This is a genomic window from Pseudomonas graminis, assembly GCF_013201545.1.
GTDB lineage: Bacteria > Pseudomonadota > Gammaproteobacteria > Pseudomonadales > Pseudomonadaceae > Aquipseudomonas.
In genome coordinates, this window is record NZ_CP053746.1 from 1,653,544 (window position 1) to 1,677,145 (window position 23,602).

Genomic DNA, 23,602 nt, shown 5'->3' on the forward strand with positions numbered 1-23,602 from the left:
TGTACCGATGGGGCTGCCTATTTAAAACTGTAAGTCTTGGTTTCGGATGAAGAAGTTTGCTTGCTAGTTGGATAAAACATGCATGGATAGATGGTGAATAGCCTTTGTAGGAATATCATTAATACCAGCCTCGCGCCGCGTTTTTGCACCGTATCCCCACCCACCCAGTAGCCTTCTTGCACTAAAGCTGCCAGTTGCAGAGCGCGAGCCTCATCAATGGCAGCGATGGCACCAATGGTTTCATCAGCAATATGCCCACCGGCACGTTGATCGCCTTCAACCATGGCGACAGTGCCAGCGGCACGACCTCATCGGCCATTTCCAACGGCACTCTCGACATTCGCGACCCTGCCAAACAGCAGCAGGACGTTGCGACGCTGAGCCACGATGTTGAACACGCCAACGACAGCATCAGCCCCATCTTCGATAAGGAGAAGGAGCAGAAGCGTCTGCGGCAGGTGCAGTTGATTGCGGATATTGGCACTCAGACAGTAGACATCGTGCGGACCCAAGGTCAGATCGATGCCGATAAAGAGGCGCGTGCTGAACTTGATAAGCGTGGCGTCAAGGAGCCTGGAAAAGATGCTAAAAAAGAGGAGGTCGAAGCCTACCAGCAGCAGCTGATTGCCACTGATGCTTACAAACGGATCATGGCTGACTACGGGGTCAGCGGGAATTACCCACGTGTCGCACAGGCGGTGACAGCGGCATTGCAAAGGGCTGGTTGGGGGCGATATCGGCTCAGCTATTGCGGGCGCATCGGCGCCTTACCTGGCACAAGTGATCAAAAAATCGACTGGCGATAACACTGCGCTCAATATCATGGCCCATGCGGTAATGGGTGCGGTGGTGGCGCAGGCACAAGGCAATTCTGCAGGGGCGGGGGCTGCGGGAGCTGCGACAGGCGAGCTCATCGCGCGCCGACTTTATCCGGGCACGGCAACGGCGGATCTGACGCAGGAGCAAAAAGAAACGGTCTCAGCGCTGTCTGGCTTGGCGGCAGGGCTGGCTGGGGGGATTGCTGGTGGTGACCTGAGCGGTGCAGTGACGGGCGCGCAGGCGGGGACAAATGCTGTTCAGAACAACCTACTCTCGAACACGTACGGTGTCGAACGGCTGGACAAGACGAGTCTGGCGCTCTATGAAAAGCTTAAAGCCGCCGGGATCGGAAGCATTGATGAATTGCAGAAGCGGTTCACTGGCTGTGCTGGCGATGGTGAGTGTGAGCGCGGCATTCGCAATGCATATCGACAGCAGGAAAAACAGGCAGGGGAAACACTCGTCGGACTCTATAAGGCCGGCAAGTTGAGTCAGGAAGAACTTGCTGTCCTCGTCACGGACTACTCCATCGCCATGATGGCTGGGGCCAAGGAAGGGCAGCTGAGTTCCGATTCTGGGGGCTATGGCGACATTTATTCCCTGTCCGGGATTGATTGGACTCCGATGGGTGTGATCGGTAATCCCTATCTGGATGCGATCAAAAAGAGTGGACAAATTGCGCAGTGGAGACGAGAGGGGCTAAGCGAAGAAAAAATCAATGAGCTAGCCCACAAAAGTGGTTTGGTCGACTCGATGTTGGTACCGGTGGATGTTCCTGGTATTTTGAATATCGTGGATAATGGCGCATCCAAGGAAGATGTTCTAAGATCTGTGTTAGTGGCGGGGTTTGGCAAGCTCGCGAAAGATAGTGCAAAAGCAAAAGGCCAGATTGCACCTGAGGTAATTAGTCCTACTTATCGAGAGCTTCAGGGATTGAATAACGGATTCCAAGCGCATCACATCTTGCCTCAATATTTGGGGAAGATGCTGGGATATACGAAAAATGACATGCTGGATTACCCAGCGACTCTAATTACCCAGTACTCTCATACGGGAAAGGTGAATCCTGATGCTATGCATAAAGCTATCAGTAAATATTTGCCTCCCATGGTAGGCGGTAAGCCGGCTACGTATACTTCCGGTCAAATAAGCTCGGGGTTGCAAAAAGCTTATGGCGATATAGGGCGGCCCGAATTGTTTGACTCAATAAAGCATCTGATTAAATAGGTATGCAAGCATGACTGATAAGCAGATATATGAATTAGCCATTGATGATCTTGCTTGTTTTGGTGTTTGGTACTTTCCTATGGATGAATCTGCGGAAGATGAGTTAACAGTCCGCCCTCTCCTTGATAAGGAAACTTGTACTGACGCTCAAATAATCGTTCGCGCTAGTTTTGTTGGGGGAGATGATTCTAGTTACTTTGGCTATCTGTACTGGGATAGCAGTGGGGAAGTTGAGTACTTGAAGCCTGTCATTCTTCTTGAAGATGGCTCATTTGTTACATTCTGGAATGGGATGGTTGAACCTTCTTGGGTAGACTACTCTGCAAGAGCTCAAGAGTTAAGGAGCGGACTTCCTTTTTCATATGTTTCAGATTCTCTGCTCGAGCTGCCTGAAATTTCAGGAAAGCTTGAGGGGCTATATTATCTAGATGGAGATCACATTTCCTGGAAAAGTTGATGGTGCAAAAAAGCAGGTGACGCTGCTAAAAAGTTAGATGATGTTCTAGTTCCCATCGTGACATTCCCTAGGTAAGTCGATGGTGCAAAAAAAAGCACTGGCGGTACTGTGAAAAGGTAGATGATCTTGCCGCTACTGGTATACCGGTTAGTACAACACCCCAAAAATCAGAAATGATGTCGGCGCTGATCTTGGTGCTGGAGCGCGCTTAAAGCTCAGTTATACAAATAGGAAAGAATTCCTTTACGGTACTTCAGGTAGAGTTAGTCCAAGTTGGTGTTTGCAAAGCATATGCGGCGTGGAAGTGAAGGACTACAACATTGCAAAAAATAAAAACGGGCTGATTAGCAATGCTTCCAAAAAAGCCATCCAGCGAGCTGAAATTTACCGAAGGGAATGCAGCAGCAAGTCGTTATTGATATTCGAGAGCAAGCTGTTACGCCTGTGCAACGGGCGCAATTTTTTCGTGGAATAGTTAAGAAGTCAAATGGAGCCATGAGGTCTCTCATCCATTAGGTTTAAAACAGAATGAAAAACGTAGGTGTTCTTGCAGAGATGACAATAGATGTCTTAGGTCCAGCCTCTGACGTTGACTGTTTTTTCAAGTCAGTAGTGTTTTTTCTTGAGGACGGCCAAAGAGGTAGTAAGTATCCCTCGGTTACAGAGAAGCTTTATTGCCGCTCTTTAGGTAAAAACGAATTGGCTGAATTGAAGGTAGATTTAGAGAATGTAAGAGCGGAGTTTAATGGCATTATTGCGGACAGCTTTAACATAAGCGCTTTCGGGGTGGACGAGAAAAATACCCGTTTGCTTCTGAATGGTAATACTCTGGCTGAAGTCAACTGCATCCCTTCTGCACCCACCCTGACGACCTACGGTCAATGAGGCTCAAGGTTTCCCTCGCCGCGTCGATAGCTTCTCAAGTCACTGCGAGCGGCCCCCATGTTTAATACCCGGTTAAAAGACAAAATCCAGCAATTGGAAAAACGGCTGGGGGCCCTTGAGCAGGTCAAGGCAACGCTGGATCTCGAAACCGTATCCGTCACGTTGGATGCGGGAGGCGTCATCCTGGAGGTGAATGCTCTGTTTGAAACAGAGCTGGGATATACCCAGGCTGAATTGTCCGGTCGTGCCCTGCGTGAATTCAGTCCTTCTGAACTGAGCGGTGACGTACATCAGCGTCGGGCTCTGGATGCAGTTGCCCAGGGCAAGCATTACAGCGGCACGTTGCGCCTGTGCAGCCGTGAAGGTCGACACGTCTGGCTACGAGCAATGGTCATACCCTTCGCAGGTGACAGCGGGCGGGTCGAACGCATCGTTTTGTATTCAAGCGTGCTGACGAGGACTATTGAAGCCTCTAGGGAGAACGAAGCACTGGTGGGGGCTCTGATGCGCTCCACTGCCGTTATCGAGTTTTCTCTGGATGGGCTAGTGCTGACAGCCAATCAGAATTTTCTGGACGCTATGGGCTATACGCTTCCCCAAATCCTGGGCAAGCACCACCGAATCTTTTGCGTGCCATCCGACGCTCAGTCAGAAGAATACGATCGGTTTTGGCAGACCCTTAGACAGGCATCCTATGTCGCGGGAAGGTTTTGTCGGGTGGATAAATCTGGCAACGAGGTATGGCTGGAGGCGTCCTACAACCCAATCGTGGATGCCAATGGCAAGCTGTACAAGATTGCCAAATTAGCCTCCGTTATCACCGACCAGGTCATCCGTGAGCGCGCTGTATCCGAGGCAGCCGGCATGGCCCACGGCACGTCGGTCCGAACCAATGCCAGCGCACAGCAAGGCCGCGAAGTCATTCAGAACACCGTCACGACCCTCAATACGCTTTCGGCATTGATGGAAGATGCTGCCCATGGCATTGAAGCACTGGATGCCCAGAGCCAGGAAATCGGCACCATCGTCAAAACCATTGGCAGCATCGCTGACCAGACCAATCTGTTGGCCTTGAACGCAGCGATCGAAGCCGCACGTGCCGGGGAACAGGGCCGGGGTTTTGCTGTGGTCGCCGACGAGGTCAGAAACCTGGCCCTTCGAACCACTAAAGCGACCGCGGAAATCTTCGAGGTCGTGAAAAACAACCAGGTTCTGGCGTCCAGCGCCGTGACCATGATCGGTAAAAGCAGGCAGCAGGCCGGCGCGGCGCTGGATTTGGCCAGTGAGGCGGACGAGGTGATCAAGGACATTCAGCAAGGTGCCAACAGTGTTGTGGTTGCCGTTGAGCAGTTCTCGGGTCAAGCCGGGCAGTAATGGTTGCTGCAATGCTTCACGTCTGCACCTCTCAGTGACCCCAAGGTAAAGCGCGATCCAGGTGATCTTTATGCTCGATGTTCTCAAGCAATCCATCAACGATCTGCATAAGGTCGACCGGCCCAGACTGGAAGATGAGTGCGACGCGCTACTTATTCGGATCGAGCAGGCACGAACAGAAGGGACTGTGACTGGCGAACAGGCTACACAGCTGTTCTATGATGTCCGGAACGAACGTTCACGGTGCTTCCGCAGTGGAAGCCAGCGGCGCATGGACAATCCCGGAGCTGGCCTCTCATCGCGGGACTCGATAGGCATGAGCCCCATGATTAATTGAAAGATGTTTTCAAAGTCTTGTCCGAACTGAATCAAGCCACCTGGCCCGCGCTTTCAATCTCCCGCGCATGCCCCTTCGCGGTCTTGCCCGCCTGCCGCACGGCCCATTTCATGAACTCCGCTATCGCCCATTCTTCACGCCGCTCTTTGGCGCAATAGACGAAATAGTCGAACTTGAGCTCTGCCGTGGCATTGGTGACCTGCACCAGCCGTTTGCTTTGCAGAGCCTCGGAAGCGAAGACGCTGTTGACCAGTGCGATGCCTTGACCCGCACAAGCCGCACTTATCAACAGGGATTCGTCGCCATAGCTGGAACCCTGAATCATCTTGCGATTGCTCATGCCGAATGCGTTCATCCAGACCTTCCAGTAATTGCGCTCGGTGTCCTGCAGGAGCGGGAACGTCAGGCAATCCTGCGGGCTCTCGATATTGCGCTGGGTGCTGAGCAGGTGCGGGCTGCACACGGGGATCAGGTAGGACGACCACAGGTGCGTCGCGTGGTTGTCGCAACAGGCCGCCGTCTCACGCTGTATGCAGATATCCACATGGCCGTGCTTGAGCTCCGAAAGACCGTTACAGATCTGAATCGATATCTCGACGTTGGGGCAGCGCTCTTTGAAGCTGCTCAGTGCCGGGATCAGCCAGGAGCTGGCAATGGTAGAGGTCGTGCTGATCACCAGGCGCGTCTGACGTGGCGCCTTGAGTGCGGCACGCGACCAGGCTTTTTCGATGACGTCAAAGGTGCCGGCGAGTTCGTCGAACAGGCTGCGTCCGGATGGGGTGAGCTGGATGCCCTTGGCGTCTCTCTCGAACAGGCGCCTGCCGATCTGGTCCTCCAACCCTTTGATCTGCTGGCTGATGGCGGCCGGCGACACACACAGCTGATCCGCTGCACGTTTCATGCTGCCGGCCTTGCACACCTCAACGAACGTGCGGAGGGCTATCAACGGGATCGCTCTGCTCATCCTGCATACCTCGCCGTGAGTGTGCTGCAAGTGAGCCAAGTGACGGAAAAGCGTCTTTGAGTTGCCATCGGATGAATCCCCAAAGCGTTCTTATCACCCGACGCTGGATATTTCAGGCACAGCCGGGCCCGGCCGGGTGTTTACCCGGCGCCCTGGATAACGTTGCTGTCAGGTTGTGGCGGCGCGGTCTTGAGGAACAGGTGCCGGCTTCGGCTTGCTTTGGCTCAACACGAACCATACGGCCAGGCAGATGAGGCCGCCGCCGTAAAGGTGTCCGGCAGAGAACTTTTCACCCAGGAACATCACCCCCCACAGGACGCCGAAGGGCGGAATCAGGAAGGTGACGGTTAGCGAGCGGACCGGCCCGATGTCGGCGATCAGGCGGAAGTACAGAATGTAAGCGCACGCCGTGCACAAGAAACCAACGGCTGCCAGTGATAGCCACACGGTTGAGTCGCCCCAGGTGGCTGGCGGGTTGACGGTCGCGGAGACGGCGAAGAAGGGCAGCAGAAACAGCGTCGCGCCAATCTGGCTACCGAATGCCACGAGCTTGGCATCCAGTCCTCCCCGATCGCCGATCCACTGACGGGTCAGGAAGCCTGCGGCGCCGTAGCAACTGGTCGCGACCAGGCAAGCGAGTGCGCCCATCACCACCGACGTGGTGAACGTCACCGGGCCTGTGGTGGTGAGTAAGGTTATGCCCAGCAAACCAAGAAATACGCCTATGGCTTTCTTGGGCGTCAGTGAGTCACTGAAAAACACAGAACCTATCAATACGCCCATCAATGGAGTGGTCGCATTCAAGATTGCGGAATAACCTGCGGGTAATAACAGGGCCGCCATGCTGTACATCAAAAACGGAATGCCGGAGTTGATGATGCCCAGGATTAAGGTGGATTTGAACTTGCCGTTGAACTCATGCCGGGTTCTTAAAATGGCCAGAATCACCATCAAGCCAATAGCGCCGAGCAACACGCGAAAGAAAGCGGTCGGCAACGCGCCCAATACCGGGGCAGCAACGCGCATGAACAGAAAACTGGCTCCCCAGATGGCGGCCAGAACAATCAGTCGAACGTAGTCGGAGACTTTCATTGCGCTTCCTTTCTTGATCCGTATCGCTGATCCGCTGACCGAAAAGTTGTTGATTGACGCTCCTCGAGTCGGGGTGTGATGATTTGAGCAGTGTCTAGGGCGGTGCTCAAGCGAGCTTTTCTTAAGCACATTAGATTTTCTTAACCGAGGTCAGGCATGAAATTCCCGCCCCTGCACGCGCTGTTGTGTTTTGAAGCGACGGGGCGCCACGCCAGCATGAAAGGCGCGGCCGGTGAGCTGTTCGTGACCCCTGCGGCCATTAGCCAACAGATCGCCAAGCTCGAAAAAGCCGTTGGCGTCACGCTGTTCATCCGCAACACCAAGCGCCTGGAGCTGACTGCCGAGGGCAAGATCTACCTGCGGGCCATTCGTCCCGCGCTCGGGCAGATATCCGACGCGACTCAGCGTCTGATGAGCGACAACGGCCCCAATACAATCACTGTCAGCTGCACCAGCGGCTTTGCGATGCAATGGCTGCTGCCCCGCCTGCCTGATTTCCAGGCCATCTGCCCCGGCATCGAGGTGCTGATCAGCACCACTAACAGGCTGGTTGATTTGCTCGGCGACGGTGTCGACTTCGCCGTGCGCCACGGCCTTGGGCGTTACCCCGGTCTGGAAGTGGAGATGCTGATCAACGACCGACTGCAGCCTGTCTGCAGCCCCTCGCTGCTGCCGGATTCCCGGTATCTGTCCTCGCCCATTGACCTGAAAAGCTACAACCTCCTGCATGACGAACACCGTGAAGACTGGGCATTATGGCTCCGTGCAGTGGGTATCGAAGATGGCGAGGCCGCTGTTCACAAAGGTTCGGTGTTCGTAGATTCCAACGGGGTCATCGAGGCCGCCCTGGCGGGGATGGGCATTGCGCTGGTGCGTCGTTCGCTGATTCGGGAAGAGCTGGCGTCCGGCCGATTGGTCGTACCGTTTCGCGCGACGATCGACACGCCGATTGCCTACTACCTGGTTTATGACGAGACGGCCATTCTCCCCAAATCCAGCAAACTGTTTCGCGACTGGCTAGTGTCTCAGGCCGTCGCCAGTCAGCGTGAATTCACCACGCGATAGTTCGGACTTACGCACCCCAGTCTGCGTTGTGGCCACTGACGTTTTCCCGGCTAAAGCCGGTCCTACAGTAATTATGTGTAGGACTGGCTTTAGCCGGGAAGCGGGCAGTGCGTACACCCTCAATTTCTGCGGTGTCATAAAGTGTTGGTTAGTTATCAACGCAGTTAAGTCCTGCTTCAGTGTCCACGGGTGATACACCCACGCTGTTAAATCCAGTCAACTTACTGATTATTCAAACAATTAAGCCAACGCCTGTTAAGTCAAACTTAACCGCTGCTTACGGATTTCTAGTTTGCCCACTGGGGCACTTTTCTTCAGTTTATCCCTTAACTGGCACGCGCCCGTCAGCTCAGTCTGGCGCCGATAGAACAGCGAGCAGGATGCTCTGGCTGAAGGAAAACCTCATGACTGATTTCGATATTTTTCGCCCTATGGCGTGGGACAAACTGGTTCATGAATATGATCTGGATGGCGCAAGGTTACTGCCGTGGAACGGCTATCCGACGCCCATCGGCGGTGGCTGGTGCGTCGTGCGACCCCACACCAAATCCTTGTCGCACACCCAGATAGACCAGGAATTCTTTATCGGCATCAAGGGTACCGCTCAGTTGATCGTGGGAGATCAGACCTACCCGTTCACCATGGGTGACATCGCCGCCATTCCCAAACACACCGATCACTATGTATTCAACGACACTGACGGAGACTTCCACTTCTACGTCGTGTGGTGGGACCGAGATTCCGCCAACCGCTTTCTCGATGAAGATGCCCGGCAGGCACTGGCCTCCAATGAGTTCGCCCTGCACAAGGCGACGGTTCATGACGTGTCCGATCAGAGGGCGTCGTGATGGGCAAGTTACTCGTGACGATCACGCCGCCCACGCCAAATGGTGATTTGCATATCGGTCATATGGCGGGGCCGTTTCTCGCGGCAGATATCTTCACCCGCGCCCAACGTCAACGCGGTCACGATTGCACCCTCGTCTCATACTCCGATGACTATCAGTCCTACATGTTGCGGCGAGGAATCGAGCTGGACCGGGCGCCTCAAACACTTGCGCTGGAGAACACCGACAAGATCAACGACACGCTGAAGAAGATGGGTATTGAAGTCGACTTCTGGATGCGCCCGTACGGCAACAGCTACTTCAAGAACGCCGTCGAGGAGATGTACGAGTACGCGGTAAAGGCGGGGGCCATTTACAAAAAAGTCAGCCAGGAACCGTATTGCGAAGACTGTGATAAGTGGGGCTACGAAGCCTTTGGGCGGGGCAACTGCGACCACTGTGGCTCGGACTCGGATGCCAGCCAGTGCGAAGAGTGCGCGCACACGCCCAATGCCTCGAAGATGAGTAACTTCCGCTGCAAGTTATGTGCGACGCCCATGATCTGGCGTCCCATTGAGCGTGAATTTCTGGCGCTGTCGAATTTCCGCAACCACCTCAAAAGCACGTTCGAACATGCGCCACTACGGCCATTCATTCGCCGTTTCCTGGAGGAGGAATTCGAAATCGGTCCGGCGGACTGGGGCATTACCCGGCCTTACGATGGCGGGCTGGATCTCAAGCCCGATGGCAGCCGGCGCATACACACCTGGGTCATGGGCCTGTCCGGTTACCTGGCGGCCTTTCGCGAATACCTCAACGAACACAAGCTTGCGCCGTGGGAGTACGACGAATACTGCCGCTCCGGCAAAGGCCGCCTGGTGCACTTTCTGGGCTATGACTGTGCCTTCAGCCACATGATGGTTTACCCCTCGCTGCTGCAGACCATGCACGGCTATCGCATGCGCCAGACCTTCTACACCAACCAGTTCCTGACCTTGAACTGCAAGAACCTTTCCACCAGCCGCAACTATGCGATCTGGGCGCGGGACCTGGTGGCCGACGCCTGCACTGACAGCGCGCGCTTCTATCTGGCGTTGATCGCGCCGGAGCAGGATACCGATGACTTCGATGTCGAGAAGTTCTCCGCCTGGCGTGAACACACCTTCAATGAGGTCCTGGCCAAACTGGCCACCCAGGCTGAGCGCGAACGGGTGGACGGCGACAGCCTGAAAGTCAGTGCGGCAGACGCTGCGGCCCTCAAGATTCTGGTCGCGCGCTGGTTCGAAGCCACGTCGGTGGATCACTTCAGCATGAAGGGGCTCGCCGTGCTGCTGTCGGACATCATCAACGCCGCCCGTGATCGTCAGACCCTCGGCAAGCGGATTCTGCCGTACATGGCGCTGATCGGTGCCATCGGCGCGCCGGTGTTCCCGGATCTGGCGAAACAGATCCTGCGCTATTGCCGCTTTACTGAAAAAGAAGTCCTGCAGCAGCTGGTGTATGTCAGCGCGGTCGAGTACGAAATCTGACCGAGAGGCGCGCGACGACGATGAAAACTTCATTTGATGTGATCGTGATCGGGGCCGGCATCATGGGCGCTTCGATCGCAGCGGCGCTGGTTGAAAGCGGCCTCGATGTGGCGCTGATGGAGAAAGGCATCGCTGGCGCCCAGGGCGCAACGCGGGACACGGGCGGCATCGTTCGCGGTCTGGAGCTGGACGCCGCGCTGCGTCCGTTGACCCGGCGCGGATCACTTTACGGCAATCCAGGCATCGTCCACGCCCTCTACGAAAGCGCACTTAACCGCAGTGGCGTCGCTTACATCGCCAGCGCCGAAGTGTGCGGGCAATACCTGGAGGCGGTGGACAGCGAAGGCTGTGAGGGCATTGAACTGCACGCATCCGTCGATGCATTGGATAACGGCCGTTTCTCGCCATTCTGTGCCGGGGAATGCCTCCTTATCGAACGTAAGGGCGGCACGGTGGATGCCCGTGTCACGGTTTCGAACCTGTGCCGCTACGTCAGTGAAAAAGCGACGTACCTCGATCACCTTGCCGTGGATCGCTGCGTCGAACTGGACGGCCATGTTCAGGTTCATGCCGGCAAGCTGTGCCTGGAAGCGACGTGGGTGGTCGATGCCTGTGGCGCCAGCGGCCCTTTGCCCCGGCCGAGCAACGCCGTGCACGCGCGGACGATCCCCTTCACGCGCTTCGGCTGCGACCAGGCCCCGAGCATGCCGATCGTTGCTCACCATCTGAATACCTACCTGCTGCCGCTTGGACGCAATCTCGTGCAAGTGGGCGGCCAGCGACGCCAGCGCGCAGAACATGCGGATCAGCTGAACCTGGCGCCGCTGGATAACGAGCAAGACGTTATGGACCGCGTCTCTCGTCTCGGCTACGACCGGCACCACAGTTTGCCGGTGGTCACACAGGTCGGCTGGGACGCGTACACCGAAGACGGTCGCCCGCTGATCGGCCGTTCCAGCGCCAAGAGCCACGTCTTTATAGCCACCGGATTTTGCGGGATCGGCTTCAAAATGGCACCCAATGTTGCAGAGCTGCTGGCATTCGAGCTGGGCGGATTGATGTCCGGCGTGTCGATGGATGCGGCTTATAGATCGGTCATGGAAGCGTTCCGCCCTTCGCGATTCGCAGAGGTGGTGTTGTCATGATGCGCCTGGGTATCTGCGCGGCACTCGACGTCGGCACCACACTGCACGCGCGCGGTTTCTTGCGCAGCGTGTACCTGTCCAGTCACCTGTTCCCCCATGTACGCCGCGCGCGCCATTTCTATTTTGATGACGGCGCCAGCGCTGAAGGCGGCCGTGCGGCTGCAAGGCATTTCATCGACGCGAAGGTGGATGCTGTGATTGGTCATTTTGCTTCGGACTCTGCCGCAGCAGTTGTTGAAAGTTATGCACAGGCCGGAATTCCGTTGATCCTGCCCGCGTCCACCTGCGCAGCCTTGACCGACGCCGGGAAAACCACGTTCCGCATTTGTGCGTCTGACCGAATGTTGGCCACACGCCTTATCGAATTTGCCAAAGCTGAAGGCCTGCACAGGCTCGCTTTGTTCACTGACCCGAGCCTGCATGGGCGTCAGCAAATGCATGAACTGCGTGAGGCAGCGCAGTTATCCACAGTCGAAGTGGTCGACGATGTGAATAACGCCGATGCCGTGGTGTTTTGCGGTCGCTTGAAAGCCAGTCGGCAGTTCCTTGTGGATAAGCGCGCTAATGGCTGCGAATTGCCCCTTTTCTTTACCGACGATGCCGCTTCGCCTGCGCTGGTGGAAGGATTGAAACGAACCGGCACGGTGTTCGTCATCAGCTTCCCCATGGCGGGAGATCTGGCAGAGGCGCAGTCATTCGATGCGACTTATCAACAGATCTACGCCGAACAGGCGCCGGTTTACGCCGTCGAGACGCTTGCAGCGTTTGCCTTGGTGGACCGAGCCGCCGCTGATCAGCGCGAACTGCTGGACGCGCTACGTTTTGATCACTTTGCCACCCCTGCCGGCCCTGTCAGCTTCCGCGACGGGGAGAACAATCACGCGCGGGTTTCGCTGTGGGTTTACACCGACGAGCACGCCCATGAACGACGTCTGCTGTGTTGAAGCGGCCTGCCCAAACGCTTGCCACGTCTTTTGAAACTTTCAGGAAGAATGACCATGACTCAGTATGAAACCGAAGGTGTGCGTGAATCGCTGGACGTCATTTCGGTCGGCTTCGGCCCGGCCGGTATCGCACTGGCTTGTGCGCTGGAAGATGACGCGGAAGACAACGGCAGAAAGCCTTTCCAGCGCGTGCGGTTCTTCGAAAAAGGGCGTGATTCAACCTGGCATGGCGCGTTTCTGCTGGCCGGTACAGACATCAACCACCATGTGTTTCGAGACCTGGTGACGCCGCGCAATCCGCGCAGTCGATTTTCCTTCGCCATGTACCTGAAGGAGATGGGGCGGCTGTACAAATTCGGATTGCTCGGACGTCCGGCCAGCCGGGTCGAATGGTCCGACTACATCGCATGGGTCGCTGCGCAACTCCAGGACTACGTTGCCTACGACGAAGGCGTGCTCGATGTATTACCGGTGGCGGAAAAGGGCATCCTGAAGGGCGTGGATGTCGTAACGGCCAAGGGCACTTATCGCACCAAGCGGCTGGTGCTTTCCCACGGCAGCCTGCCCCGGATACCGAACGCATTCAGCCCGCATCTCGGCGGTCGTGTCTTCCACACGTCCCAGTACCTGAAAAACATCCACCTCGGCGGCGGTCCGATCGCCCAACGCTGGCTGGTGCTGGGCTCGGGTCAGAGCGCGGGCGAAGCGGTGACGCACTTGCTCGGTGCCGCGCCCACCACGCAGGTGCATTCGGTGCACCGCGGTGTGGGTTTCAAGGTGGGACAGCTGGGACAGTTCCCCAACATGGCGTTCCTGCCGGAGCACGTCGACTATTTCCACGACCTGGAGCCGGGCCGCCGCAACCGGGTGTTTGAAGAAATCCGGTCGACCAATTACGCAGGCATCGACGTCGACGAGAGTCAGTCGCTTTACTCCTTCATGTACGAAGGCGAGGTCACCGGCCACCGACGTCTGAACTTGCATGCGTGGTCCGAAGTGACGTCGGTGGAAAAGGTGGGCGATGCCTATTCGGTGGTGCTGCGTGACAGCAATACCGGCGTTGAAACCGTGCTGTACGTCGACGGGATTGTCCTGGGCACCGGCTACGAACAGCTCGCAGTGCCGCCGCTGCTGACCCTGCTGCAACCCTGGCTGGTGCGCGACGAGGACGGCACGCTTGCGGTCGACCGGCATTACCGCGTTGCCCTGCAGCACAGCGAGGGCGTGCAGATTTTGGCCAACGGCACGTCGGAAAAGACCCACGGAATCAGCGACGCTCAGTCGTTTTCCATGGTCGCCCTCCGTGCGCAGCACCTGACCGATGCGTTGCTGGCGACCCAGCCCCGGCAGCGCGCGCCGGTGGTGACCATGCCGAGCTACACCCGGCCTGCACGCGTCGAGGCACGGCCATGAACTTCATTTCCCACATCGTCGGCGATTCGAACTTCGTCAGGGTAAAAGGCTTGGGTTTTGAAAACCTGCACCTGAAGCTTGAGTCCTGCAACCCTGCGGGCTCGATCAAGATGAAGACGGCCATTGGCTTGATCGATTCCTACGCGGAGCGCCGACTTATCCACAAGGACACCGTGCTGATCGAGTCCTCGTCCGGGAACCTCGGCGTGGCGTTGGCGATGATCTGCGCCGAGCGCGGTTACAAGTTCTGCTGCGTCGTCGACCCCAACACCAACCTGCACAACATCAAGATGATGGAAGCCTTTGGCGCGCAGATCGTCATCGTCACCGAGCGCGATGACAACGATGGCTATCTGGGCACCCGCATTCGTTACATCCGCGATGCCGTGGCCCGCGATCCCCGTCATCTGTGGCTCAACCAGTACAGCAACCCGGCCAACGCCAAGACCCACGAACACACCACGGCGCGCTCGATTCATATCGCGTTTCCGGCGCTGGACTACCTGGTCGTCGGCGCCGGCACCACCGGTACCTTGATGGGCTGTGTGCAGTATTTCCGCAAGCATTCGCCGCGCACCGAGATCATCGCGGTGGACAGTGCGGGTTCGGTGACTTTCGGTCAGGCACCCGGCCCGCGCTTCATTCCGGGACTTGGCTCCAGCCAGATGCCGCCGATATTCCGCGCCCATCAGTTGCACAAGCAGCAAGTGGTGGATGAGCGCGCCACCGTGGCCATGTGTCGCTGGCTGGCGAAATCCAATGGCGTCCTGGCCGGCGGCTCCACCGGGACCGTGGTGGCCGGGTTGGCCTCGCCCTCGCTGGGGATTCCCAAAGACGCCGTTGTCGTGGCGATTTCCCCGGACGCCGGCGAGCGTTACCTGGAAACCATCTACAACGATGAGTGGGTCATGCAGAAGTTCGGCCGCGCCGAGCTGACTGCGCTCAGCTCGCAACCGATCACCCGGTATCTGAAGCAGTACGTCCACACGTTCGAGGGAGAAGCGCTGAATGTCTGACTTTCACGTGATCCCCGGCGCAGTCATCAAAGACATCCTCGACAGCCACGCCCACGACATGGTGCGGCGCATCGAGCAGGTGTATCTGCAGCACCACGACGGCCAGACGCTCAACCCGGACAGCTACTTTCTGCGTTTCCCTAAACAGCCTGCCAACCGGATCATCGCGCTGCCGGCGGCGCTGGAGGGAGAGGATGCCGTGGCCGGGATCAAGTGGATCTCGAGCTTTCCCGGCAATGTCGCTCAGCAGAAGCCCAGGGCGTCAGCCGTGGTGATCCTCAACGACCGCGAGACTGGCTATCCCTTCGCCTGCCTAGAAGGTGCGCAGATCAGCGCGGTGCGAACGGCTGCTTCGGCGGCGTCGGGCGCCTACTGGCTCAACGGTCAGTCACGTAAGGCTGCATGCGTAGGATTTATCGGGGCTGGGGTGATTGCCCGCACCATCGCGCGAATGCTCAGCGTTGAAGGATGGGATATCGGCCACGCCGTTGTGCACGACTTTGACATGGCGTCTGCAGACGCTTTGACAGGCTTTATCGAAGATGTCGACTTATGCACAGCCCGGACTGGCTCGCTGGAACAGGCGTTGGCAGCCGATCTGGTGATCTTCGCCACCACGGCCGGCGAGCCTTACGTCAAACCGCCTTTGGCATTTCGCGCCGGGCAGGTTGTGTTGAACATTTCGTTGCGGGACATCGCGCCCCAGTTGCTACTGGAGGCGAACAACCTCTGCGACGACATCGAGCACTGCATGAAGGCCAACACATCGCCGCATCTGGCCGAGCAATTGACCGGCAGCCGCGCTTTCGTGAACGGCACGCTGGCCGGCCTCATCCGTGGCGAGGTCGAGCTTGATCCTGCGAAGCCCTCGATCTTCTCGCCTTTCGGCCTGGGCGTGTTGGACCTGGCCTTGAGCAAATTCATCGTCGACACCGCACTGGCAGAATCCCGTGGCATCGCCATTGAGTCGTTCTTCGGAGAAACCCTGAGATGGAACTGAGCGCAGCGCTGGCCGGCGAAAAGTTATCCCCAGGCTCTGATAAACCCGCCATCAGACTCGGTATCGTCGGTTGCGGCTCACGCGGGCTGACGGTGCTTGAGCGCATCTGTGCGCTGGCGGTCAATACGCCCCGGCAGATCGAGGTAAACGTATTCGACCCCCAGACCCCGGGGCCAGGCTTGCACGCCGTCGACCAGCCTGAATACCTGATGCTCAACACCGTTGCCTCGCAGATTTCGATGTTTCCAGACACGGCCGCCCTCGACGGGCACACAGGACGCCAAGGACCCAACTTTTACGAATGGTGCCTGCGTTTTAAATCGACTGAACGCAGCGTACGACCCAACGAATTCCTGCCGCGCCGCTGGCTGGGGGAGTATCTGGCGTGGACTTACGAGGAAGTCGTTCGCAGTCTGCCGGGGAACGTGCGCGTCGTTCATCATCCGCACGCTGTGGATAACATTGAGCACACCGACATGGGCCAGTTTGTTCTTTCCACAGCCGAGGTCGAGTGTTCGGTGGATTGGCTGGCAATCACAGTGGGTCATGCGCGGCGGTTGCAGGATGATGATAAGGAACTGCCCGGAGCGTTCACAAAGGAAGCACACCTTGATTCGCGCGATTTCAAGTTATCCACAGAAGCGGTTGGCATCGAAGGATTAGGCCTGACCGCCATGGACGTCGTTGCCGATCTGACGGTTGGTCGCGGAGGCCAATTCACCAAATGGGCGGAAGGCTTACGCTATAAGCCCAGTGGGCGAGAGCCGCGTATCTATATGTTCTCGCGCAGTGGTCTGCCGTATCGCACACGGCCGGACATCGTGCCTCATCGGACCTCGAATGCGGCACTGATTTTTACGTTGTCGGCTATCGCTAATCTGCGAACGGAAAACCCTGCCGGATTGGATTTCGAGCAGCAGGTCCTGCCGTTGATTAAGGCTGAAATGCTCGCGGAATACTTCGGGATGATCGCCTCCCAAAAAGGCGAATCGGCAGTGAGGATCAAAGCGGAAGTTGCGCGCGCGTATTACTCAGGCCGGCTTGAAACCATGTCGTCAGAAATGACAGCACGTTTCAACTCGCCGCCACTGGACGAGACTGTGTATAACCCGCGCATGTCTATCATGGAATCTGCTGACTACGCCCAGGCCATGCGCGCATTCATCGAACGCGACATCGGGCAGAGCCTTTTGGGACTTGATGCAAGCCCGATTAAAGCCGCGGTTGAGGTGTGGAGAAGTTGTCGTGAGCAGCTCCGCCGCGTTGTGGATAACCGAGGGCTAACAGCTGATTCGAGCCGTATCTTTTTCGGAGAATATGCGCCGCACGTCAATCAAATGGTGGCCGGGCCGCAAAAGGAACGTCACCAGGAGCTGCTGGCTTTGGCCGACGCAGGAATTGTCCATTGGGTGCGCCATGCTCAAGTTATCCACAGTGCCGAGGGAGCGGGGCCGGAAGTGGTACTCGCGGGCAATCTGGCGATGCCCTTAAATAGAATTATTAAGGCTCACGTCAGCACTGCCTGTGACATATCGTCGCTGCCAAAGATCATTCGCTCGCTACAGAGCAACGGAATTATCCACAGTCTGGCCGAGAACGGTGAGGGCGTGCTTGTAGACGGTGAAGGCAAAGCACAACCGAATCTGTGGATAACCGGCCCACTGGTGGAAGGGTCGACCTACTACAACCACTATGTCCCATCCTCGGGCAGTTATTCCCGTGCCTTCGTCGATGCCGACCGAATTGCTCGTGAGATGTTGGGGTTGAATGTGGACGTCAGGGCAATAGTTTGAGTGCCCTGCCAGTAGAGCTGGCTCCAGCTGGGTAGTCACTGCGCCCCTGTGTCCCCGGCAAGTACTTGCGTCGAATGCGCTCCAGCTCACCCGTCTTGTTCAGGCTGTCGATCGCGCTGTTGATCCGCGGCAACCACGAGGCGTATTGCGGCTGAAGCTTGAACACCAGCGGCGCTTCGCTGAGTCGTGCGCCCTGGACGAACTGGCCGGGATCGAGATCATTGCTTGAAATCAGCTCATCAAAGATGTCGTCGACCATGGCGATGGCGTCGACGCGCTTGCTCTGGAGCAGCTTGATCAGCGCCTCGTCTTTGGAGGTTTCCAGACGGGTCAGGCGTCGCTTCTCGATGGCCGGGTCCAAGGCCCGGTAGTTGTAGCCCCGAACCATGCCGATCATGAGGTGCTCAAGTTGGGCGATGGTCTGGCAGCGCGCAGGGTGATCGGCCAGAAAATAGAGGTGCTCTTTGACCGTGGAGTAGGGTTTGGAGAACACGTATCGGCGTTGCTCCTCGGGGCTGTTCCAGATCAGTGAGTCGGCGTAGTTGATATCAATCTCGCCCTTGCGCAGCATCGACTGCAGGCGGTTGACCGGGTAGGTGACGAAGGTAACGTCCAGGCTGGCCAGCTTCATTACACGTCGCGCGATGTCGATGGAGATCCCTGCGAGATGACCGTCCTTGTCTTCGTAGGCATAGGGCTTCCACTGGGCTCCGCCCGCGACATACGGCTCAGCCACGGCTGGCAGCATGAGCAGCCCGAGCACATAACCAACGATGAATCTTCCTCGAAGCCCCATACGTTCCCCCGGCAGCGTGTCTGCCCCTGATCGTAAGGTAGCAGCAAGACATGTCCAGTAAATGTCGTATTGCCACTATTCGTCGCTGCAGCACATAAAAAAACCCGCGCTGACAGGGTCAGGCGGGTTGGCACAGGTGCGGTCGTCAGGCGTCGCGGCTCAGACGTCAGGGCTCAGGCGAATGATTTTCGGAAACTCCGTCAGCGTCAGCCGGGCCGAGCAGCGCTGGGCATCGCACACCCACTGCTGCGGGGAGTCGGTCATGCCTTTGTCTGGCGTTTGCGTATCGAGGATGCGCATCGGTCTGTTTTTCATGGCTGGAGCGCTGATGGTGACTTCGTGCTCGCGACCGCTGACCCAGGCCACCAGAATCCGCTCGCGGCCATTGCTGAATACCAGTTGGAAGACGCCGTCGGACTGCAGGCTGTTAGCCGGCTCGTAGGTGAAATCAGGCAGGTAAGGGCTGATGGCCTTGAGCACCGCATAAGCCGGTTTCGCACGGAGGTTGATATCGAGCAGGCCGAAGTTGTGCTCCTGCTCGGTACGGTTGGTGCCATCGTTGATCAGGTCATACCACCACATGCCTTTGACGTTCGGCAGCGTGCGGATGAGGAAGTAAGCGCGGGCCAGGTATGCAGACTGGCGCTCGGGGCTGACGCCGCAATTGCCATTGTGGCTCGGCCAGCTCATCTCGGTCAGATACAGCGGGACCGGCCTGCCGACCTTGGCGGTGATTCGACGGTCCAGATCCCGCATCCAGCCGACCCAGCTTTCCGGCGTGTTGCGGTAGCTGCCTTCGCAGTGCACATAGGGATGCAGCGAGAGGCCATCGGCGTACTTCATCACCCCTGCGGCCAGGATGCGATCGACGAAGCCACTCTTGATACCCAGGTTCGTTACGGCGCCGGCGAGTATGAGCGCCTGGGGATTGTTTTTGCGGATGATGGGTGCCGCGTCACGGACCAGCGCGACGTAGTCATTGCTCAGGCGCGCATCAGCCGGGCCGTCCAGGTCCCACTCGTTCCAGACCTCATAAAACTTGACCGGATTGCCCAACTGGCGAGTGAGGTAATCCACATAGTTCAGGTAAGGGATCTTGACCTCAGGCTTGCGCGGCTTTGCGCCGCCCTGATATGAGCTGCCGTATCCCAGAATCACCATCGGCGTGAGATTCAGTCCCTTGGCAGAGCTCAGCCATGCGCGCCACGGCGCAATGATCTGCATCTGGCCCCGCACCGGTTCGGCCGTAGACCAAAAGGCGTCATCGCGTATCGACTTGACGCCCGCCTCGCTCGCCATCTGGAGGCTGCGCAGCGGTTGCCCGGTGTTATTCATCGAATGGGTGGCAACGCCGACGATAAACGGCTCGGCCAGCGCGACGTTAGCGGCGAACAGGGCCGCAATGATTGCCAGAGCACTCAGGCCGATGCTGCGGATGCTCATAGGGTTGCCTCGATCAACTCAGACCCGGCAGGCCGTTCCATGTGGGTACCTCATGGGGCTTTGGGGCCGGCAGCCTGCCCCGCGATTTCATGGCCAGCGCATGCCCGATCGCCATGCCCAGGAACATGTTGGCGAGGGTCACTTCCAGCGTATCGGTCGTCCAGCTGACAATGCAGATGCAGAAACCTGTCACCAGCAACGCCTGGCCGTAGCGGCTGGCACTGTCGGCAAGGATGAAAAACAACGGGATGTGCAGGGCGTAGAGAAACAGCCCGGCCAGACCAAACGTCGCCCACAGGTAAACTACGGTGCTGTCGGACACCATGAAGATGTCAGCGCCGGGAACCGGGAAGGCGGCCACGGCGCTGCCAACCAGGCCGAAGCCCACACCGGTGAACGTTCGATCATCGTCCATCAGCGTCCGAATGACGTTGGGCCAGGTGTTGATGAGTCGGTCGTAGATGGACGCCAGCGAACTGGTGGCCGAGATCTTGTTGGGATCGAAGTCGGTCATCATCGCCACGAAGGGCAGCGACATACCGAGTACGACCGCGACAAGGATGGTCGCCCGGGCCGTCCAGCGAAACCGCATCATCATCAGCAGACCGGTTCCGCCGATGAACGCCAGTGCTGGCGCTTTACTTGTGGTCAATATCACCCCGGCGAAGCCGATCACGCAGACCGTCAAACCCAGCAATTTCGAGCGCAGGGTCGCCATCAGGTAAAGGCTGAGAACCGAGATGATAATGGCCAGTGAGCTGGAAATCCGCGCAAAACCCGCCGGGCGGTCCATGTCTTCGGAGGTCCATGCCGTGTTGGCGCTCAGCTCGGTACCGCCGACGGTGTAGCTGTAGCCCTTCCACGGCAGACTGACATACCGGTCGAGGGCAATACCGCCCAGCGAGGCCAGCAGGCAAAAGGCAATCGCCCACATGAAGAGGCGCTTGTGGCGAATGATCTGGTCGCCGCAGGCGATCCCGAAAAGCAGCGGGCTTATCCCGTACAACGCGAATGCGAAATTCCCGGCCTGGGCGCCATTCAGCGCTGCCCATCCTGCCGACAGCAACAGCACCAGCAGGCTCAGCCAGACGCCCGGCCCGGCCTTGAAACTGCGCAGTTCAAGTGCGAAGAACAGCAGACACGCGATCTTAGGTGCGTAGAGCAATACGGAAATCCCTGCCTGATCCAGATAGAAACGCAGGGCCCCGTTGAAGGTCTCCACCAGCATCAGGCTGATCGCAACCAGCGCGATTGCCGTGGATTTATTGAATGAAAGCAATGAAGGTTTTTCAACGTAAACGGGGGAAGTCGACATCATGTGCAGCCCCTCGGGAGCATTTGTACGTGTGATAAGCGTCAGCGTGCGAAGCAAAACGCCGTGCGGGAAAGGCTACTCCCCGGGCAGCGCGGGTATTGCCATCGACGGCGTGCAATCGCGATGATTTGGGTGGTCGCAGCGGGAGAAATGAAGAGCGTTTCGGTTCCCTTGCGAGCGGCGCGACAGGGGTATATCAGCCGCAGATCGGAAGGCTGTCAATCAATTAGTCAAATTTTCGGACGTATTTAATCAGCGCTAAATATCGGGGCTTGTAACTTGTTGATTTAATTAGGGGATAGAAAATTGGCGCTGTTTAAAAGAGAGGAAATCGTCGTCGATTAACGAGTTTCTATGACTCATTTTCGTTACAAGTGCGGCGTATCCACCGCTGAGTATTCAGCGGCGAATACGCCATTTCCCAAGATTGAATCGCGCTACGCCATTAGCCGATCACGCTCACGTGTAGCGGCGCTTGTCCGCTGCGGGCGGGAAATACTGGTACAGCCAGGTCTCGCTCAGCGTGCGATCACCGGTTTTGATGAACATGCGCATTTCCACCGGCTCCACGGAATCGCTGGTCGGGTACCAATCGAACGTCACGCGGAAACCCTTGATGTCCGGGAGCACCAGCACATTGAAATCCTGGACTTTGCCGTGGGACACGGTGACCACTGGCTCGATGCCCGAACCTTCCGGCAACCGGTCCAGCCCGCCACCGTTGAAGTCCACGGCGAAACGGCGCGCCCAGACGTCCGGGTAGTGCTCGCCCGGTGCCCAGCCTTCGATGAAACCGCCCATACCCGAGCGCGTGGCGTGCACTTGAGCCAACGGCGTGCTGACCGGGGGCAGGGGGCTCCAGTAGAGCTTGTAGCCGTAGTTCATCGACATGCCGGCCTTGACCGGCACTTTTGGGTTCCAGAACGCGACGATGTTATCCAGGGTTTCGCCGGTGGTTGGCAGTTCCAGCAGATCGATGGAGCCTTCGCCCCATGCCGTCGTCGGCTCGACCCACAGGCTTGGCCTGCGGTGGTACCAGTCCACGGTGTCCTGATAGGTCTTGAAATCGTGGTCGGTCTGCACCAGGCCAAAGCCCTTCGGGTCTTTGTCGGCAAAGGCGTTGAACTGGATCTTGGCCGGGTTATTAAGCGGACGGCAGATCCATTCGCCATTGCCGCGCCACATGGCCAGCCGGTCGGAGTCGTGGATTTCCGGGTGAAGGGTGTCGCACATGCGGCGTTCGTGAGTGCCGCAGCTGAACATGCTGGTCATGGTCGCAATGCCCAACTGCTCGATGTCAGCCCGCGCATTGATGTGCGCATCAATGTCCATCACCACGCGGTCTGCCTGGCAATCGATGTCGAAGCGGTACGCGCCCGTTGCGCTGGGAGAGTCCAGCAGCGCGTAGACCACAAACCGTGTGGCGTCTTTGGTTGGCTTCTCGAACCAGAACTGTGTGAAGTCAGGAAATTCTTCAGGGCTGTGGGCGTAAGTGTCGATCGCCAGACCCCGGGCGGAAAGACCGTATTGCTTATTGCTGTCGATCGCCCGGAAGTAGCTGGCGCCCAGAAACGACAGGATGTCGTTGATCGCGATCTCGGGGGCTTTGAACAGTTTGAAACCCGCAAAGCCCAGGTCGCCCTTGAGCTGACTCTGGTCGATGCGACTGGCTTCGTAGTTGAACAGCTCGGGGCGGAAATGCACTTCACGCGCCTGCTGGGTTGCCGGGTCGACGCTGTACATGCGCACCGGAGTCTTGAAGCCCGCGCCGACGTGGAAGAAATGCACGTCCAATTGGCCTTTCACGTCATTCCACAGTGAATGGCCGGCGTCGTACTTGATCGCGTTGAACTGCTGAGGCGTCATGTTCGCCAGGGTAGGCGGCAGTGTCTGCTTGGTGCTGACGTAAGGCTTGCCGGCCATCTGTTTGGCGTTGTCCTGCAAGGTCTTGAAGTCAAAGTGTTCGATGTCGCCATCGGCCGCCGCAGCCAGTGCGCGTGCCGCATAAAGACCTGAGGCGGGCAGCGCGCTGTAGGCTGCCAGCGCCATGGACGCTTTCAAGAGATTCCTGCGATTCATATGGTGAAGCCTCTGAAGATGCTGTGCCTTCCTGCACAAAAAAGTGCGCTTTCCCAATCCTTGCCGAACGCAAATTACCAAC

General features: G+C 57.7%; 19 protein-coding genes and 2 pseudogenes. 15 read left to right on the plus strand and 6 right to left on the minus strand.

Features of this window, described 5'->3' with window-relative positions; translation table 11 throughout:
- Positions 1-194: 194 nt before the first annotated feature.
- The 6 genes and pseudogenes from FX982_RS07545 to FX982_RS24735 all read left to right on the plus strand — a co-directional run.
- Entirely contained in the window at positions 195-806 is a 612-nt protein-coding gene (locus tag FX982_RS07545) for a hypothetical protein (protein WP_254074880.1), read from the plus strand.
- The gene (locus FX982_RS24510; protein ID WP_254074881.1) at positions 781-2,046 is read left to right on the plus strand and encodes a VENN motif pre-toxin domain-containing protein; all 1,266 of its coding nucleotides are present in this window, start codon (positions 781-783) and stop codon (positions 2,044-2,046) included. The genes FX982_RS07545 and FX982_RS24510 overlap by 26 nt, the downstream gene beginning before the upstream one ends.
- 10 nt (positions 2,047-2,056) lie before the next feature.
- Positions 2,057-2,503, plus strand: coding sequence for a hypothetical protein (locus tag FX982_RS07550; protein WP_172610195.1), 447 nt, complete (start codon positions 2,057-2,059; stop codon positions 2,501-2,503).
- A 528-nt stretch (positions 2,504-3,031) separates the two neighbouring features.
- The gene (locus FX982_RS07555) at positions 3,032-3,388 is read left to right on the plus strand and encodes an Imm70 family immunity protein (RefSeq protein WP_172610196.1); all 357 of its coding nucleotides are present in this window, start codon (positions 3,032-3,034) and stop codon (positions 3,386-3,388) included.
- Between the two features lie 57 nt (positions 3,389-3,445).
- A pseudogene (locus tag FX982_RS24730) lies at positions 3,446-4,156 on the plus strand (PAS domain S-box protein); the annotation flags it as partial.
- A 174-nt stretch (positions 4,157-4,330) separates the two neighbouring features.
- Positions 4,331-4,762 (plus strand): annotated as a pseudogene (locus FX982_RS24735) (methyl-accepting chemotaxis protein); the annotation flags it as partial.
- 368 nt (positions 4,763-5,130) lie between these two features.
- On the opposite strand, the gene FX982_RS07565 reads toward FX982_RS24735, so the two are convergent.
- On the minus strand, positions 5,131-6,063 hold the full coding sequence (locus FX982_RS07565; protein ID WP_172610198.1) for a LysR substrate-binding domain-containing protein: 933 nt from the start codon (positions 6,061-6,063) through the stop codon (positions 5,131-5,133).
- 168 nt (positions 6,064-6,231) lie between these two features.
- Positions 6,232-7,155 carry a DMT family transporter gene (locus FX982_RS07570; protein ID WP_172610199.1) on the minus strand — a complete coding sequence of 308 codons (924 nt, stop codon included), beginning with the start codon at positions 7,153-7,155 and terminating at the stop codon, positions 6,232-6,234.
- Between the two features lie 156 nt (positions 7,156-7,311).
- Between FX982_RS07570 and gcvA the strand changes: the two genes are divergently transcribed.
- The 9 genes from gcvA (at position 7,312) to FX982_RS07610 (ending at position 17,887) form a co-directional block, all read left to right on the plus strand.
- Positions 7,312-8,220 carry a transcriptional regulator GcvA gene (gene gcvA / locus FX982_RS07575; RefSeq protein WP_172610200.1) on the plus strand — a complete coding sequence of 303 codons (909 nt, stop codon included), beginning with the start codon at positions 7,312-7,314 and terminating at the stop codon, positions 8,218-8,220.
- Between the two features lie 404 nt (positions 8,221-8,624).
- Positions 8,625-9,068 (plus strand): cupin domain-containing protein, encoded by a 444-nt coding sequence (locus FX982_RS07580; protein ID WP_172610201.1) that lies wholly within the window; start codon positions 8,625-8,627, stop codon positions 9,066-9,068.
- Positions 9,068-10,576 carry a methionine--tRNA ligase gene (locus FX982_RS07585; RefSeq protein WP_172610202.1) on the plus strand — a complete coding sequence of 503 codons (1,509 nt, stop codon included), beginning with the start codon at positions 9,068-9,070 and terminating at the stop codon, positions 10,574-10,576. Before FX982_RS07580 ends, FX982_RS07585 begins: the two co-directional genes overlap by 1 nt.
- A 20-nt stretch (positions 10,577-10,596) precedes the next feature.
- Entirely contained in the window at positions 10,597-11,721 is a 1,125-nt protein-coding gene (locus FX982_RS07590; RefSeq protein ID WP_172610203.1) for an NAD(P)/FAD-dependent oxidoreductase, read from the plus strand.
- Positions 11,718-12,665: an ABC transporter substrate-binding protein gene (locus FX982_RS07595; RefSeq protein WP_172610204.1), complete on the plus strand. Its 948-nt coding sequence runs from the start codon at positions 11,718-11,720 to the stop codon at positions 12,663-12,665. Before FX982_RS07590 ends, FX982_RS07595 begins: the two co-directional genes overlap by 4 nt.
- A gap of 54 nt (positions 12,666-12,719) precedes the next feature.
- Entirely contained in the window at positions 12,720-14,078 is a 1,359-nt protein-coding gene (locus tag FX982_RS07600) for a SidA/IucD/PvdA family monooxygenase (protein WP_172610205.1), read from the plus strand.
- Positions 14,075-15,094: a 2,3-diaminopropionate biosynthesis protein SbnA gene (sbnA, locus tag FX982_RS24740; protein WP_438826304.1), complete on the plus strand. Its 1,020-nt coding sequence runs from the start codon at positions 14,075-14,077 to the stop codon at positions 15,092-15,094. The genes FX982_RS07600 and sbnA overlap by 4 nt, the downstream gene beginning before the upstream one ends.
- Positions 15,087-16,094, plus strand: a complete 1,008-nt coding sequence (gene sbnB / locus FX982_RS24745) for a 2,3-diaminopropionate biosynthesis protein SbnB (protein ID WP_438826305.1) — start codon at positions 15,087-15,089, stop codon at positions 16,092-16,094. The genes sbnA and sbnB overlap by 8 nt, the downstream gene beginning before the upstream one ends.
- Positions 16,085-17,887 carry an FAD/NAD(P)-binding protein gene (locus FX982_RS07610; protein WP_172610206.1) on the plus strand — a complete coding sequence of 601 codons (1,803 nt, stop codon included), beginning with the start codon at positions 16,085-16,087 and terminating at the stop codon, positions 17,885-17,887. Before sbnB ends, FX982_RS07610 begins: the two co-directional genes overlap by 10 nt.
- Here FX982_RS07610 and FX982_RS07615 read toward each other — a convergent pair.
- The 4 genes from FX982_RS07615 to FX982_RS07630 all read right to left on the minus strand — a co-directional run bounded on the left by FX982_RS07615 (position 17,871) and on the right by FX982_RS07630 (position 23,520).
- On the minus strand, positions 17,871-18,683 hold the full coding sequence (locus FX982_RS07615) for a substrate-binding periplasmic protein (RefSeq protein WP_172610207.1): 813 nt from the start codon (positions 18,681-18,683) through the stop codon (positions 17,871-17,873). The genes FX982_RS07610 and FX982_RS07615 overlap by 17 nt on opposite strands.
- Before the next feature lie 159 nt (positions 18,684-18,842).
- Positions 18,843-20,126 carry a hypothetical protein gene (locus FX982_RS07620; RefSeq protein ID WP_172610208.1) on the minus strand — a complete coding sequence of 428 codons (1,284 nt, stop codon included), beginning with the start codon at positions 20,124-20,126 and terminating at the stop codon, positions 18,843-18,845.
- Positions 20,127-20,139: 13 nt separating this feature from the next.
- Complete coding sequence (locus FX982_RS07625) at positions 20,140-21,444, minus strand: O-antigen ligase family protein (protein ID WP_172610209.1); 1,305 nt, start codon at positions 21,442-21,444, stop codon at positions 20,140-20,142.
- Between the two features lie 456 nt (positions 21,445-21,900).
- Positions 21,901-23,520: a glucan biosynthesis protein D gene (locus FX982_RS07630; RefSeq protein ID WP_122534234.1), complete on the minus strand. Its 1,620-nt coding sequence runs from the start codon at positions 23,518-23,520 to the stop codon at positions 21,901-21,903.
- Positions 23,521-23,602: the final 82 nt, after the last annotated feature.

What these genes read in the sequence shown, in the direction of transcription:
- FX982_RS07550 (WP_172610195.1), top strand. Translation starts at nt 2,057, where the DNA reads ATGACTGATAAGCAGATATATGAATTAGCCATTGATGATCTTGCTTGT.
- FX982_RS07555 (WP_172610196.1), top strand. Translation starts at nt 3,032, where the DNA reads ATGAAAAACGTAGGTGTTCTTGCAGAGATGACAATAGATGTCTTAGGT.
- FX982_RS07565 (WP_172610198.1), bottom strand. Translation starts at nt 6,063, where the DNA reads ATGAGCAGAGCGATCCCGTTGATAGCCCTCCGCACGTTCGTTGAGGTG.
- FX982_RS07570 (WP_172610199.1), bottom strand. Translation starts at nt 7,155, where the DNA reads ATGAAAGTCTCCGACTACGTTCGACTGATTGTTCTGGCCGCCATCTGG.
- gcvA (WP_172610200.1), top strand. Translation starts at nt 7,312, where the DNA reads ATGAAATTCCCGCCCCTGCACGCGCTGTTGTGTTTTGAAGCGACGGGG.
- FX982_RS07580 (WP_172610201.1), top strand. Translation starts at nt 8,625, where the DNA reads ATGACTGATTTCGATATTTTTCGCCCTATGGCGTGGGACAAACTGGTT.
- FX982_RS07585 (WP_172610202.1), top strand. Translation starts at nt 9,068, where the DNA reads ATGGGCAAGTTACTCGTGACGATCACGCCGCCCACGCCAAATGGTGAT.
- FX982_RS07590 (WP_172610203.1), top strand. Translation starts at nt 10,597, where the DNA reads ATGAAAACTTCATTTGATGTGATCGTGATCGGGGCCGGCATCATGGGC.
- FX982_RS07595 (WP_172610204.1), top strand. Translation starts at nt 11,718, where the DNA reads ATGATGCGCCTGGGTATCTGCGCGGCACTCGACGTCGGCACCACACTG.
- FX982_RS07600 (WP_172610205.1), top strand. Translation starts at nt 12,720, where the DNA reads ATGACTCAGTATGAAACCGAAGGTGTGCGTGAATCGCTGGACGTCATT.
- sbnA (WP_438826304.1), top strand. Translation starts at nt 14,075, where the DNA reads ATGAACTTCATTTCCCACATCGTCGGCGATTCGAACTTCGTCAGGGTA.
- sbnB (WP_438826305.1), top strand. Translation starts at nt 15,087, where the DNA reads ATGTCTGACTTTCACGTGATCCCCGGCGCAGTCATCAAAGACATCCTC.
- FX982_RS07610 (WP_172610206.1), top strand. Translation starts at nt 16,085, where the DNA reads ATGGAACTGAGCGCAGCGCTGGCCGGCGAAAAGTTATCCCCAGGCTCT.
- FX982_RS07615 (WP_172610207.1), bottom strand. Translation starts at nt 18,683, where the DNA reads ATGGGGCTTCGAGGAAGATTCATCGTTGGTTATGTGCTCGGGCTGCTC.
- FX982_RS07620 (WP_172610208.1), bottom strand. Translation starts at nt 20,126, where the DNA reads ATGAGCATCCGCAGCATCGGCCTGAGTGCTCTGGCAATCATTGCGGCC.
- FX982_RS07625 (WP_172610209.1), bottom strand. Translation starts at nt 21,444, where the DNA reads ATGATGTCGACTTCCCCCGTTTACGTTGAAAAACCTTCATTGCTTTCA.
- FX982_RS07630 (WP_122534234.1), bottom strand. Translation starts at nt 23,520, where the DNA reads ATGAATCGCAGGAATCTCTTGAAAGCGTCCATGGCGCTGGCAGCCTAC.